This window comes from Clostridium thermosuccinogenes (assembly GCF_002896855.1).
Taxonomy (GTDB): Bacteria; Bacillota; Clostridia; order Acetivibrionales; family DSM-5807; genus Pseudoclostridium; species Pseudoclostridium thermosuccinogenes.
Window position 1 is genome coordinate 524608 of sequence record NZ_CP021850.1, and the last position, 15192, is coordinate 539799.

Below are 15192 nucleotides of genomic sequence, written 5' to 3' on the forward strand. Positions count from 1 at the left end.
TGTGCTAGACTCGGAAGACAAAATACACTAACTTATTTATCAAGCTAAACTATTGCATCAATGTAATTACAATTATGTAATAACTCCGTAATTAAGCTACTGTACTCAGTTGAAATATGTTGTGAAAACGTTTCTATTAATTTCAATCGTTATACCACAAATATAAACAAACCACATCAAAAAGTCAATAGGTAATCTATAAAATTATATGTAAAATTTTTAAGTGAGCCATATATTTTTTGCACAATATTCCTATTATAAAGGTTATAAAGGGGAGCGTTGGCTTGCGGTGTTTTCACAAAAGAACATTCGTATTGACAATGCAATGAACAAGATTTACAATGGCATTAGTATGCTATTTATTATTTAGGTGTAAACGTTTCCATCAAAATTCGGAGGTATCGATATGAGAGTTCTAATGCTTGACCTTGACACCTTACGCCCGGATCATCTTCACTGTTACGGATACAGAAGAAACACTTCGCCGTCCATAGATTCCATTTGCGAAGATGGAATGAGATTTGACAACTATTATTGCTCCGATGCACCCTGCCTGCCATCAAGAGCGGCGCTTACGACAGGCATGTTCGGGATACATAATGGTGCGATTAACCATGGCGACACCACTGCGGATTTGCGCCATTATGGAAACGGCAGAGGTTTCCATGATCCAATCCTCGAAAGCAATCTTTTCTTTTTATTCAGGAGAGCCGGCATGCATACGGCAACCATAAGCAGCTTCGCAGAAAGGCACTCTTCCTATTGGTTTAATGCCGGTTTCCATGAGGTGGTAAACTGCGGCAAACGCGGTGACGAAAGAGCCGATGAGGTTTTGCCGTCAGTGCTGGATTGGGTTTCCCGCAATGCGGATAAAGACAACTGGTTCCTGCATGTGAATTTATGGGACCCGCACACTCCTTACAGAGCGCCGATGGAATTTGGAAACCCGTTTGAAAACGATCCGCTTCCGGAATGGATTACTGAGGATGTATTGAAAATCCATCTGGAGCATGTGGGACCGCACAGCATAAATGAAATAGGAATGTACACCGATAATTCACCGGCCCAGTACCCAAGACAGCTGGGTAAAGCCACGAATTTAAAAGAAGTGAAAGAGGTTATAGACGGATATGACTGCGGAATCCGTTATATGGATGATAAGATAGGAAGGCTTCTGGCGCTTCTGAAAGAAAAAGGCATTTATGATGACATGGTTATCATAGTAACGTCGGATCACGGTGAAAACATGGGTGAGCTGGGAATATATTCGGAGCACGGCACTGCCGACAATATAACTACCCGGATACCTATGATAATTAAGTGGCCGGGGATGAAGAAGGGTGTGGACAAAGGTCTCCATTATAACCTCGATCTTGTTCCGACCATAGCCGAGTTGCTGGGAATTCCGAAATATTCCGGATGGGACGGGCAAAGCTATGCTGAAACGCTGCGTACCGGTGCCGACACAGGACGCCCATATCTTGTGCTGTCTCAGTGTTCCCATGTTTGCCAGCGATCTGTGCGTTTCGACGACTATATATATATCAGAACATACCATGATGGTTATCATCTTTTCCCGACAGAGATGCTGTTTAATGTGAAGGAAGATTTCCACGAACAGCATAATCTTGCAGAGGAGCGGCCGGATCTATGCGGGAAAGCCTGCCGGTATTTGCTGGACTGGCACCAGCAGATGATGATGGCATCCCGAAGCGATGTTGATCCCTTGTGGACGGTTATCAGAGAAGGGGGGCCTTTCCATGCAAAAGGCAATCTTCCGGCATACTGCGAACGTCTGAAAAAAACAGGCAGAGCTAAGGGCGCGGAAGAATTGATGAAGAGGCATCCTCAAGAATTTGGGAGAAGATGAGGTAAAGCTGATGGTCTTATTTAACGATAAAAAAATACTTATTGATTCAAAGCCGGTATTTTTGCTGTCGGGGGAGCTGCATTATTTCCGTCAGCCAAGGGAGAACTGGCAGCACCTCATTGACGAAGCAAAAGCAATGGGGCTGAACTGCATAGCTTCCTATGTTCCATGGATTTTGCATGAGGAGAAGGAGGGGGATTACAGGTTTGACGGAAACCTTGATTTAGGAGCATTCATTGACCTTTGCGGCAAAAACGGCTTGTACTTCTTTGTGAGACCGGGACCATTTATAATGGCTGAAATGAAGAATGAAGGACTTCCCTATTGGGTGGCGAAAAAGCATCCTGATGCGGTGCCGGTGGGATTTGACGGGAAGCAGGTTCCATGCACCACCCTGGATTATCTGAACCCAGGATATCTGGAAGAATGCCGCAAATGGTACAGGAAAGTTATGTCGATTATAGCTCCCAGGCTTCACTGCAACGGAGGCAATATAATCGGAGTTCAGCTTGACAACGAAATCGGAATGCTCAACTGGGTTACCAACCACCCCTTGTTGAATGATAACGTGCTTAACCGCTTTATAAGCTACCTGAAGGAAATATATGATGAAGACAGCTTGAGAAAAAGGTATCCCTTTGCCTGGAATGATACGGAGGGAGTGTTTGAGAAACTCCGTTCTCCGGAAGAGAGCTATTCCGTGGAGTTTCATACTGATTATGGAAGGTTCATGCGCCGATATTATGCCGAATACGTATCTAAACTGAAGAGCTATGCCGAGGAATCCGGAATTCATGATACTCCGTTTTTTATCAATATCCACGGTACGGGACAGGGCCGCATCTTTGACTTCCCGTTAGGGATAAGCCAGCTTTATGAGGCTTACAACCAGGGTGACGGTATGATAAGCGGCACGGATGTGTATCTGGGAGAACCGACGGAGGGTAAATACCAGGATTTGTATGTGATTAATGCATTAACCGATTGCATGAACAAAAAGGGCAATCCCCTGACTTCCATTGAATTTGAGTGCAGTGACGGGCCTTATTGCTCTTTGAGCGGCATGCGTTACCATCCCTCCGCCACATCCCACAAAATGCTGATGTGCCTGTCTCAGAACGCAAGGATGTTGAGCTTTTATGTATTCAGCGGAGGAGAGAATTATTTGCTGGAGTATCCGGAAAAGGACGGCAACGAGAGAATGGCATTTACAGGCCAGCTCCACGGATACAACGCTCCTGTCCAGCCCGACGGAAGCCATAACTATTCCTTCGATCATATAGCTAAAACAGCCCGGTCAATACATGCCTTAAATGGCCTTATAGCTTCTTCAAGGCAGAGGCTGGATGATGTTTCGATGGCATTTATTCCGGATTATTTCCTTACTGAGGCAGCTTATCAAAAGTCCGACAGGGTAAAAAGCGTATTTGAAAATTTGAAGAGATGGCGTTGCGCCCACAGCATAGACAGTGTTGCCCGGGCCCTTCTGGGACATAACATCAGCTTTGACGCGGTTGATATACAAAATGGAGAAATTCCTCAGGAAAAAGCGCTGGTTGTTTTGTCGGCGCGCTATATGCAAAGGGAAATCCAGGAAAAACTCGTGGATTATGTTGAAAAGGGCGGCAGGCTTCTTATTTATGGTGAGCTGCCTGAATTCGACCTGGAAGGCAACCCATGCACACTGCTAATTGATGCTATGAAGCTGTCTTCCCCTTCGTACGTTGAAAACACACCGCCGACATATTTTCTCACATTTGAAGGCTGCAACCAGTTCAAAAATGTGGTTCCCATGCACCGGGGAGAATCGGCGCAGTGCTTTGAAGCCGATGAGGACGCTATTTTATCCCCTTATGGAAGTGGCAAGATGTGTGGGATGATAAAATCCATAGGCAAAGGGGAAATATGCGCGATAACATGTGATTACCCAGCGGATATGGAATTTTACGCCAGGATTTTTGACAGGCTTGCCATCAAGGCTTCACTGAAGGTTAAGCATTACCGGCAGGGGATATATGCTGCGGCTACCGAGTCAGAGGACGGTCAGAGGCTTTTGTATGTTATAAACCTGGATGCTGTAAAGAAAACTGTTGATATAGAAATGGATGGAGAAATTCTGTTTAAGGATTTTACGCTGGGAGAGAAAGCTTCATATATTTTGCCTGTCGGTGTAAAGGCCGCCGGTGGGGTTATTGTCAAATCCACGGCTGAAGTTGTGGGGCTGGCGGAAAATTCCATCGTATTCCGGCCTACACAGGGTAATGACTATATTATAATCAAGACCGACAGAAATGTAATTCCGCCTGAAAACTGTACAGTAAGCCAAAAGGACGGCACAGCTGTAATTGTCAAAAACGGAAGTGATTTTGCGGGTGACACGATGATAGTTGAATTTGCATGATTCCCGCACTGCGTATATATTTTTAAGATGGCAAAAATGAAAGGAGATAGCTAACAAGTGAGACTAACCCAAAATGATGACATTATTACGTTTGGGAAGGGGGAGTATGTTTATTCTTTCCTTTCTACGGGAGATATTTTTGAGTTTACCTGCGGCAATTTTTTGATAAATGAATTTCAGGGAAGTGCCATGGAAGGCTCTGCGAACAATATATACCTTCGCATTTACAAGGAAGGAGCAATCAAATTCTATCCTCTCCTGGGAATATCATCGAAGAGCAGGTTGTCGAGAGGCCAAAATACCCTGGTCTATTCAGGAGAAGTGGAGGGCATAGCCTATACTGTGACCTTTCATCCTGCCGATGATGGCATCTGGTTCTGGAATGTTGAGCTCTGCGGCAGTGGAGTGATAGTGGATGTGGTATACGGGCAGGATATCGGGGTTGCAAGCAAGGGAGGAGTTTTGACAAATGAGCTGTATATGGCTCAGTACCTTGGACACAGGGTATTCGAGACCGAAAACGGATACTGCGTGTGCTCCCGGCAAAATCAACCCCAGGATGGATGCTTTCCTTATATCCAGCAGGGAATGATAAAGGGCAGAGCCGTAGGCTATTCCACCGACGGAATGCAGTTTTTCGGGCTGTCCTACAAGGAGACTCAGAAGCCTGAAGCTTTGACCGGTGATCTGCCCAACAAAAACTATCAGTATGAATTTTCCTATATCGGTCTTCAAAGTGAGAAGATCGTATTAGAAGGAAAGCACTCCCTGACCTTTTATGCAATCTTCCGAAAAAATCATGAGGACGCTATAAGAGAACTGGAGTACACCCACGAGGTAGTGGCTGCTTTTGATGCTTTTTCCAAGCTTATGGAAGAGGTGGAGGATTGTCCTCAAATAAAGGTACGGGATGAATTCGGAGAACCATTTGCCTCCAGGGAGTGGAGCGTGGATGAGATCGACGCCCTTTTCCCGGAGCGTAAGCTGGAAGAACGGGAAGATGGACAGCTGCTTTCATTTTTCACCCCGAAACATTCCCATGTGGTCCTGAAGCAAAAGGAGCTTATGGTGGAACGCCCCCATGGTACGATCATCACCACAAGGATAAACCCCGACAGGGTGGACAACAGGCTGATTTCTTCCACCAACTATATTTACGGGCTCTTCAATGCTCAGATGGTAGTGGGCAATACCTCTTTCCACAAGTTCCTTTCCGCTGCCCGGGGTATGCTCAATGTGCTGAAAAATTCCGGACAGAGGCTGTACGTGAAAATAGACGGCAAATACCGCCTTCTGACCCTCCCGTCGGTGTATGAAATGGGGATGAACTATTCCCGTTGGTTTTATTCCATTGGCGATGATATTTTGAGGGTGACAACCTATGCCGCGGCTGAGAGATGCGATATAATCCTCCAGGTGGAGAGCATGTCCAATAAAGCCTATGACTTCATAGTGACCAACCAGGTGGTGATGGGAGAAAATGAGTTCCAGCACCCGGCGAGAGTTGAAGAGGTAGGAATTAACAGGAAGACCTTGCGTTTCAGGCCCGATCCCGAGCACTGGGCTAATAATCCTTACCCGGGGCTGCATTATGATGTTCATGTTTCCGATCCTTCTTATACATTAAGCGATGACAGAATTTTCTTCGAGGATGGGAAAAGCCGGAACGGGACTCTTGTAACCCTGTCCATCCGGCAGTCATCGGGATTTTCTGTGGTGATGCATGGCGCTCTTGAGGAGGAAGAAGAAGCTGCAACCATTTCATACAATTTTGAGGATGAATGGGAAAAGTATTATAGATTTTACCGGAAGATAAGCGGCGGCCTGCAGCTCAAAAAAGAAGGAGAAGGCAGTGAAAAGATTGAAAAGCTGAATGAGACCATATGGTGGTTCACCCATAATGCCCTGGTGCATTTTGCTGTGCCCCACGGATTGGAGCAGCCGGGTGGAGCGGCGTGGGGTACCCGTGATGTTTGTCAGGGTCCTATGGAATTTTTCCTGACAACTCAGAACTACCTGCTTGCGCGATCTACCCTGCTTACGGTATTTTCTCATCAGACTCTGCAGACAGGTGAGTGGCCTCAATGGTTCATGTTTGACCGGTATCCCTACAATGCCGGGGAATGCCATGGAGATGTGGTATTCTGGCCTTTGAAATGCATCGGCGATTATCTGCATGAATCCGGTGATTATTCGATTCTGGAGGAGAAAATACCATATATCGATGGGGAAAACGGGAGAGCCACCCTTGATGCTGAGACGCTGCTTGAGCATATAAAAAGGGCTTTCGGCTCGATTGAAAAGAGGTTCCTGGACGGCACCCATCTTATTTCCTATGCAGGGGGAGACTGGGATGATACCCTTCAACCGGCCGATGAGTCTATGAAAGAGAAGCTTGTGAGCTCGTGGACTCAAGCTTTGGCATACCAGGTTTTGACAAGGCTGGCAGAAACGCTGTCTACAGTGGATGAAGCCTTTTCAGGTCAGCTTAGGTATACTGCAAGGCAGATAAAAAAGGCCTTTGATGATATACTGGTAAAAGACGGAGTTATAGCAGGTTTTGTGTGCAGGGAAGATGATGGTTCCTTTAAACATATGCTTCATCCTTCGGATGACAGCACATCCATACATTACCGCCTTCTGCCCATGACGAGAAGCATAATAGCGGGCCTTGTGGACAAGGAGCAGGCTTACAGGAACGTGGAAGTTATTGACGAGCATCTCTCTTTCCCCGACGGAGTGCGGCTTATGGATAGACCTGCCCGCTATGACGGCGGTATAAGCCACCTTTTCAGAAGAGCTGAGCAAGCGGCAAATGTCGGCAGGGAAATCAGCCTTCAGTATACCCATGCCCACATAAGGTATATTGAGGCGATGGCAAAGCTTGGAGAAAGTCAGAAAGCATGGGATGCACTGCTTAAGGTTAACCCTATCAAGATAAAGGATGAGGTTTCCAATGCCCTGACACGGCAGAGCAATATGTATTTCAGCAGCTCTGAGGGTGCGTTTTTGGACAGATACGACTACGAGGCCAATTTTGACAAGTTGCGGGATGGAAGCATTTCCGTAAAAGGTGGTTGGCGCTTATATTCGAGCGGACCGGGAATATATTTAAGACAGCTGGTTTCCAATATTTTGGGCATCCGGTTTGAAAAGGACAGTTTGGTGATAGATCCTGTCATGCCTTGTCTTTTGGATGGATTGCAGGTTACCTTAAATTGCTTCGGCAGGGAAACCACATTTATATATAAGATTGCAGATGACCGGAAAGGAACGGTAAGGGTTTTGAGAAACTCCAGGGAGCTGGCCGGAAAGCCTGGCTGCAACGAATACCGGGGAGGTAAAATCGTCATCGACAAGCAGGAATTTTTGCAGGAAAATGGCCATGTTGAAATATATCTGGATTGACCTGCACTGCAAAGATACACATAAAGCAATGATCTTTAGTATAGATTTAGTATAGAGAAAAAGAAATTAAAATGTGCCTATGAGAGCATAAGCACAGCGTTGTTTTGATAATGTTGACATAATGGGGGAAAAGGAATGGCAAAAGAGTTTATTGAAAAACTGGTAAAAGAGATGACAATTGAAGAAAAGCTGGCACAGATGACGCAGCTGTCACCTGACTTTTTCGATACGGATGAATCGGTAGACCTGACCGGCCCGGCTAAGGAAATGAATATCGATACTGACTGCATTAAAAATGTGGGAAGCACCCTAAATGCTTTCGGAGCCGAAAAGCTTATAAAAATGCAGGAAAAGTATTTGAAAGAAAACCCCCACAAGATTCCTCTGATTTTCATGGCAGATGTGATACACGGGTATAAGACCATATTCCCAATTCCCCTGGCAATGGGGTGCAGCTTTAATCCCGATGCCTGTAAGAAGGCTGCGGAGGTAGCCGCAAAGGAAAGCTCCGCTGCCGGAATTCATCTTACCTTTGCACCGATGGCTGACCTCGTAAGAGATCCCCGCTGGGGACGGGTGATGGAATCACCAGGGGAAGACCCCTATTTGAACTCTCTTATGACAGCTGCGGCAGTAAAAGGGTTCCAGGGGGAAGACCTCAAGGAAAACGGCAAGATAGCTGCCTGTGTGAAGCATTTTGCAGGATACGGCGCTCCGGAAGGCGGACGGGATTATAATACAGTGGATATATCCACAGGCATGTTATATGAGTTCTACCTTCCTGCGTATAAAGCCGCAGTTGATGTGGGAGTAAAAATGGTTATGACTTCCTTCAATATCTTGGATCGCATTCCGTCAACCGCAAATAAAAAGCTGGTCAGAGAAATTCTCAGGGAAAAATGGGGCTTCGACGGGGTGGTGATTTCCGACTTCAATTCAGTGGGCGAAACCCTCATCCATGGCGTGTCGGAGAACGGTGAGGAAGCTGCCGCAAAATGTATTGAAGCGGGAGTGGACATTGAAATGATGTCAACCTGTTATATAAACTTCGCCAAAAAGCTGATCGAAGAAGGAAAGCTTCCCATGGAGCTTGTTGATGAAGCTGTCACCAGGATTCTGGAGCTGAAGGATGAGCTGGGGTTGTTTGAAAATCCATACAAGGATGCAAATCCTGAAAAGGAAAAAGAGCTTCTTCTCTGCAAAGAACACAGGGAGGCGGCCCGAGATGTGGCGGCACAGTCGATAGTGCTGCTGAAAAACGATGGGGTTCTTCCGCTCAAGAAGGGATTGAAAGTGGGAATAGCCGGCCCCTTTGCCACATCAAGAAATGTTTTGGGCGGATGGGCAGGAAAGGATATAGAGAATGTTGTAAGCCTGTATGAAGGCATATCTTCAAAAATACCCGGCACCATGATAAAGACGGCTATGACAAGCGAACTTGGTGCCATGCAGGAAGGCATATTTGATGTAGAAGACAGAGTGGATGAAGCCTGTGAGCAATTGGCTGACTGTGATGTTATAATTGCAGCGGTGGGCGAAAGTCCTTCGGATGTGGGAGAGGGTGCCAGCAAGGCGTACTTAAGGCTCTCACCCAATCAGGAAAAGATGATTTTTGAACTTAAGAAACTGGGCAAGCCGGTGATAGTGGTTGTGTTCAGCGGCAGGCCCATGGAAATTAAACCGGTGTTAGGTCACGCCGATGCGCTGGTGCAGGCATGGTTTCTGGGTACCGAGTCGGGCAATGCAATCGCCGATGTGCTGTTCGGGGATTACAACCCATCAGGGCGTCTTTCCATGAGTTTTCCTCAGACTGTCGGACAAATACCCGTTTACTACAATTGCTACGGGACCGGACGTCCGTCTGACGGCACTCTGCAGCGTTATGTATCCCGTTATCTTGACTGCCCAAATGAGCCATTGTTCTGCTTCGGGTATGGCTTGAGCTATTCCAATTTTGTTTACAGCGGCTTCAAGGTTGAGAAAGACGGGGAGAAGATTATCGCTTCCGTTTCAATAGAAAATAATTCCGACATCCCCGGAAAAGAAACCGTACAGCTTTATATTCGTGACGTGGCTTCCAGCGTGGTGCGCCCGCTCAAAGAGCTAAAAGGATTTCAACAGATATGGCTTGAAGGCGGGGAAAGCAAAACGGTTTCCTTCGAGATCACAAAAGACATGCTTAAGTTCTGGAATTATGATCTGGAGTATGTTTTTGAGCCGGGAGAGTTTGATATCATGATAGGGCGCAACAGTGAAGATGTCATGGTTGAGAGGATAAAAATATAAAGAGGGACGTAAAGGGGGACGCTCCTGCACTTACTGCATTTTAAATTCTATATTTGCAGTAGGTGATGGAGCGTTTTTTCTTTTTTCGGAAGATAAGGGGGCGTTTCTCTACTTATTGCTTTTTTAATTCAAAGTTAGTAGTAAGTGAAGAGTGCCTTCTTTTTTTATATAAAACAGGTTTCCAACAAGGAAAGGAACGTTCCCTTCTTCGTAAGGGGACTATGCTGTGCTTATTGTATTTCCAGAATTCAGTATTGCAAAATAAAGGAACGTACCCCTTTTCCACAATATTGTAATAAGTGAAGGAGCGTCCTCTGTTTTCGTATATTTCCATGACTTCATTTCTGCAACAAGTGAAGGAGCGTCCCCTGTTTTTATATATTTCCATGACTTCATTTCTGTAACAAGTGAAGGAGCGTCCCCTGTTTTTTCTGTTTTCGTTTATTTCACGGCTTCATTTCTGCAACAAGTGAAGGAGTGTCCCCTGTTTTCAACCATGAATTTTGTTTTATGCCGTATGTAATAAATGATATAATAAGGTTGTCAAATGTCACAGAGCAAAAGAGGTTTTCAGTTTACAACAAACCATTAGGCCAGCGGTTACGCTGAAAGCTGCGGCGCTCCAAACACATTAATTTACAAAGGGGCTGGTGGAATTGAAGCATGATTTAGTAGTACCCGGTGAGATGATATCCCGCTACATAAGGGAAATCAACTATGATCTTCTCGATAGGGTTGAGCCTGATATATCTTTACAGTATCTATCGGAGAATATGATCAAAGTCAGTTTGGATTTTAACTTGAATGAGGAAATAATTCAAGACGATTGGCAACTGCATGTAATCCCTGCCTTTAAGCCTGATTTTCATTGGGCACCCCATTTAACTCCCACAGATGAGCATATTATTGATCAGCACAGTTTCCGTTCTCCTGCGCTCATAGTCGGGGACAAAAGCAAAGTGCTCATATTGGTGCCTGACATAGACATTTTGCTTCAGGGGACACCTGTAAGATGGTATCTTGACAACAATGCCAGGGAAAATAAGCTCATCCTGGGCATGAGCAATTATTCTGTGAAGGAACATGTGCTGTATGTGCGAGAACCCGGAGCTGTTTATCCTGCGGGAAAGACCAGCATTGGCTTTTATTTGATCATGCTGGAGGACGAGGAAGCTGTTTTTAATCCATGGCGCATAGTGTTGGAATTTTTATGGAACAACTGGGGAAAGAAAATATACACAAACAAGAAAGGACAGAGCATTCCCCTGGAAAGATATGTGGAGCGCACATATGAATGGGCATTTAAAAACTGGGCTGAAAGCGTGTGGCAGGAATTTGAACTGGATGGGAAAAAAGTTGGAGCACCGGTGTTTATAGTTAATGTGACTCAGAGTCCGAATTATGATGGACCTGTGGATGAAAGGGAGTTCCGTTCGGTATGGAATCAGGCGTGGTTCAGCTCCCTAAGGTCGGCATCAGGATTGTATAGATATGCAAGACGTACAGGAAACAGAGAATTACTGGAGAAATCTATTCTAGCAAAAGAACTGGCCCTTTCCGCTCCTCAGAAAGAAGGGCTTTTCCCTTCTGTAATTGCCACAGAAATGGAAAGGGTTGATGTGAGCGGGCGGATGGTAAATCGGAGCAAAGGCTGGGATCACTATTTTTGGGGAAATTCCAACCGAAATCCTTTTGCCTGGGATGCGAAATTGTCACCCTATCACATACTTGACATGAGCTGGACAGCGTTATTGATGCTCAGGTGGTATACGGAGCTGGAAACAGACCCGCGGCTTCTGGATTATGCATTAAGATATTCTGAAGCCCTATTGAAGCTGCAGGATGAAAAGGGATATTTTCCTGCATGGTTGGATACCAGGACTCTGCAGCCTATGGGTATATTGGATCAGTCGCCTGAGACTTCAATGTCGGTGACGTTTCTTCTGAAGATTTACGAGGTAACCGGCAGGGATGTTTATTTAAAATCCGCCCTGAAAGCTATGGATGTCATATGCGATGAAATCATACCTGAAGGAAGATGGGAGGATTTTGAAACCTATTGGTCCTGCTCCCGCTACGGAAGTGATACCCTCGTTGGTAAAAAGGTTGAAAGAAATAATATGTATAAACAGTGCAATCTTTCAATGTTTTGGACTGCTGAAGCATTGTATTACAGTTATAAGGCAACTGGCAACAAGAAATATTTGAAACATGGACAGAGATGTCTGGATGAGTTGCTGATGACTCAGGCATCCTGGCAGCCGCCCTATATGCCTGTGGATGTGTTTGGTGGGTTTGGAGTGATGAACTGTGACGGAGAGTGGAATGATGCACGCCAGAGCTTGTTTGCAGAGCTTATAATGCAATACGGACTGGAGCTTAAAATGGATGAATATGTGGAACGCGGGTTATCTGCATTGCATGCTTCCTTCAAAATGATGTACTGTCCTGAAAATGAGAAAGCAAAGGTCCAATGGGAAAGGAAATGGCAGTTTTTCAATGAAAAGGATTATGGCTTTATGATGGAAAACTATGGTCATGGCGGCGTTGTGGATACAAATGGGGAAGGTATAGGCGAATTTACTATCTATGATTGGGGAAATGGAGCAGCAGCAGAAAGTTTTCTTAGAATATCGGACCACTACGGGCAAGAAATAATGCAAGACAATGGTATGCCTGGCGCAAATCAGGGTTAGCATCCTGTCATCCATATATTTAAATAAGTTTTGCTTCGGCATGCCATGACCCATTTGGCTGCTTTTGCTGCTAAAATAGGTAAAAAGAAAAAATATGCTTAATTCTGCCGGAAGCATAAGAATTTGACAAAACATGTATCAAAATGGTAGAATTTTCTTGCACTACACTTTTATCCATTATTCTACTAAATAGTATATGTTTTCTGTTCAAGGGGAGTTTATGGGAGAAAAGCTGCACAGCGGACACAGGCAAAGGGTAAAAGCCAGATATTTGTCGGAAGGATTGGATGCTTTTGAGGACCATCAGGTATTGGAGATGCTCCTGTTTTACTGTATTCCTATGAAGGACACCAATGAACTGGCGCATAGGATGATAAAGGAGTTTGGCTCCCTGGCAACATTATTTGAAGCTGATCCGAAGGATATCTGCAGGCGGTGCGGCGTTAGTGAAAATACTGCTATTTTGGTATCGCTGATACCATCATTGGCGCGAAGATATTTTAAAGGCAAGTGGGGAGAAAAGCCTGTCCTTAACAGTTCTTCCAAAGCCGGTCAATATTCGGTGTCACTTTTTGCAGGAAGGACCTATGAAGCCTTTTATTTAATCTGTCTTGATGCACAAAACCGGGTGAACTGTGCTGCATTGGTGCACGAAGGTACGATAAATGAAGCGCCGGTGTATCCAAGGGTGATAGTTGAAGCGGCATTGAGGCACCAAGCCAACAGCGTAATATTGGCGCATAACCACCCCGGTGGGAGTCTGCAGCCTTCTCAGGCTGACATTGAAGTTACAAAAAGAATTTCAACAGCTCTGGGGGCTATATCCATAAGCGTGGTGGACCATATTATCGTTGCCGGGGACAAGTATATGAGTTTTGCCGAAAAGGGTTTACTGGGAAAATAGAATAAAGTAATATAAAATAATGCACAGTATTATACATAAAATGCATCCGTGGTTTAGGCTAGGTGATTTAGTTAAGTTATTTACATAAAACTTAACTGAAATCCCATGGCTTTATTCGTAGGGAGTGCCAATTAAAACATCGCCACTTTTTGGCAAAGGGCAACAAGCATGTTAATCATGGAAGTATGCAATTAAAACAAAAGCATGGGGACAATTAAACGTTCTGCTCCATGGATAACTTTGCGCAGTACATCATCAGGAGGGTTTAGCAAATGAAAGGCAAAAGTCATTGCGACTGTTGTGTATATTATGTTTACGATGAGGAGTATAATTGCTATGACTGCCAGGTTGACCTGGATGAGGATGAAATGATGAGGTTCCTGAGCAGATCTTATGACAATTGTCCTTATTTCCGGTTTAATGATGAATATAAGACTGCCAGGAAGCAGATGTGAGCCCTGGGTTACTGCAGGCGCTTTGCCGCTGCTGATAGAATGTAACGGAACACAGGTATCAGACAGGCGATTATAATTTAAAAAAGTTTTCTGATTAAAAGGTGTATTCCGGGATAATTAAATTAAGCGATATAAGCAAAAAAAGTATAAAATAATGTGAGTGATTATTTTTAGCCTGAAGGGTTGGTCCACAACCCCTCAGGCTATCGGTCATTGTTGAACTTTGTTGCGTAATCCAGGCGCATAAGAATATTTTGCTGGTAGTCGCCAAACTTTTCGCCAAAAATAGTAATGCCTCCGACGTTTTCCGCATCTTCGCTTATACCTATCCGCACGCTGATGTAGTTCCCGTTTTTGAGATTCAGCTGATCTATCGTAACGTCCGACGACTGTTTTTCATCGATGAAGGAACCCTGAGAATTAACCTTCCAGGTTTTCAGCAGCCCGTATTGTGTATTTGAATCCGGCCACCAGGGTGGATTGAGCCTTCCTCTGCGGCCCCCCAGATCACCCGGGCTGGTCCATGTTCCAACAGCAATGCCGTTGATCCATACGGTAATATCGGATGGCCAATTATTGCGGTAGTTGGGAGCTTCCGAGCAAATTTCCATGGACAGCTCAATGGATAGAGGGTCGCTATGGTGAAGAATGCTGTTGGAGAACCTATATTCTACATACCCCTTGCTGAACCACAGGATTTGGGCATCGGTGCGACGAGCATTGTAGAATCCGCTGGGATTGTCGTCCGTGTCTATATATGCCCTTTCGCTGGAAATGCCGCAGGTCGGATATATTTCACAATCCACGTAGTTTCCAATAGGCATATTAATGTAAAAGTGATTGTCGAGAGTGCCGTTATCCGGGTGAGCAAGATGCAAATTCAGCACATCGATTTTGCGGCTGCACAGCTTCATTGAGCCTCGAACACCAGGCTGCAATTCCGTCCTTATGAGATCGGCCTCTTCCAGTATCCTTACATTCATGGCAGCGGTGGAAACAGGTAGATCGAGCTTCTCTGCGATTTCATTAATATTGAAGCTGCCATAATTCAATAATTCAATTATATCAATCCTGCTTTTTGACGAAAGTGCTTTTGCGACCGCAAGAAGTTTATTTCCGTCTTCTATACCGATAGTCAATTCTTTAGGCAAATATAATCCCTCCATTTTGTA

At 45.0% G+C, this 15192-nt stretch carries 9 protein-coding genes; 7 read left to right on the plus strand and 2 right to left on the minus strand.

The features are described 5' to 3' along the window. Positions 1-406 precede the first annotated feature (406 nt). The 4 genes from CDO33_RS02360 (at position 407) to bglX (ending at position 9965) form a co-directional block, all read left to right on the plus strand. Positions 407-1870 (plus strand): sulfatase family protein, encoded by a 1464-nt coding sequence (locus CDO33_RS02360; RefSeq protein ID WP_103082580.1) that lies wholly within the window; start codon positions 407-409, stop codon positions 1868-1870. Beyond that, entirely contained in the window at positions 1857-4271 is a 2415-nt protein-coding gene (locus CDO33_RS02365) for a beta-galactosidase (protein ID WP_103082579.1), read from the plus strand. Before CDO33_RS02360 ends, CDO33_RS02365 begins: the two co-directional genes overlap by 14 nt. Positions 4272-4328: 57 nt before the next feature. Then, on the plus strand, positions 4329-7679 hold the full coding sequence (locus CDO33_RS02370; protein ID WP_103082578.1) for a GH36-type glycosyl hydrolase domain-containing protein: 3351 nt from the start codon (positions 4329-4331) through the stop codon (positions 7677-7679). Between the two features lie 135 nt (positions 7680-7814). Further along, positions 7815-9965, plus strand: a complete 2151-nt coding sequence (gene bglX, locus CDO33_RS02375; protein WP_103082577.1) for a beta-glucosidase BglX — start codon at positions 7815-7817, stop codon at positions 9963-9965. A 219-nt stretch (positions 9966-10184) separates the two neighbouring features. Here the strand turns inward: bglX and CDO33_RS20690 are convergent, their stop codons facing one another. After that, on the minus strand, positions 10185-10361 hold the full coding sequence (locus tag CDO33_RS20690) for a hypothetical protein (protein ID WP_161496676.1): 177 nt from the start codon (positions 10359-10361) through the stop codon (positions 10185-10187). A gap of 260 nt (positions 10362-10621) precedes the next feature. Between CDO33_RS20690 and CDO33_RS02380 the strand changes: the two genes are divergently transcribed. The 3 genes from CDO33_RS02380 (at position 10622) to CDO33_RS02390 (ending at position 14020) form a co-directional block, all read left to right on the plus strand. Further along, positions 10622-12661 carry a glycoside hydrolase family protein gene (locus CDO33_RS02380; protein ID WP_202849528.1) on the plus strand — a complete coding sequence of 680 codons (2040 nt, stop codon included), beginning with the start codon at positions 10622-10624 and terminating at the stop codon, positions 12659-12661. 220 nt (positions 12662-12881) lie between these two features. Continuing rightward, complete coding sequence (radC, locus tag CDO33_RS02385; protein ID WP_103082575.1) at positions 12882-13565, plus strand: RadC family protein; 684 nt, start codon at positions 12882-12884, stop codon at positions 13563-13565. 272 nt (positions 13566-13837) lie between these two features. Then, positions 13838-14020, plus strand: a complete 183-nt coding sequence (locus tag CDO33_RS02390) for a DUF6472 family protein (protein ID WP_103082574.1) — start codon at positions 13838-13840, stop codon at positions 14018-14020. Positions 14021-14223: 203 nt separating this feature from the next. On the opposite strand, the gene CDO33_RS02395 is transcribed toward CDO33_RS02390, so the two are convergent. After that, positions 14224-15171, minus strand: a complete 948-nt coding sequence (locus tag CDO33_RS02395) for an ArsR/SmtB family transcription factor (protein ID WP_242973944.1) — start codon at positions 15169-15171, stop codon at positions 14224-14226. Positions 15172-15192: the final 21 nt, after the last annotated feature.

Bases quoted from the DNA above. Each gene is read 5' to 3' on its own strand.
- CDO33_RS20690 (WP_161496676.1), bottom strand. From the start codon at position 10,361: ATGAAGTCATGGAAATATATAAAAACAGGGGACGCTCCTTCACTTGTT.
- radC (WP_103082575.1), top strand. From the start codon at position 12,882: ATGGGAGAAAAGCTGCACAGCGGACACAGGCAAAGGGTAAAAGCCAGA.
- CDO33_RS02390 (WP_103082574.1), top strand. From the start codon at position 13,838: ATGAAAGGCAAAAGTCATTGCGACTGTTGTGTATATTATGTTTACGAT.
- bglX (WP_103082577.1), top strand. From the start codon at position 7,815: ATGGCAAAAGAGTTTATTGAAAAACTGGTAAAAGAGATGACAATTGAA.
- CDO33_RS02360 (WP_103082580.1), top strand. From the start codon at position 407: ATGAGAGTTCTAATGCTTGACCTTGACACCTTACGCCCGGATCATCTT.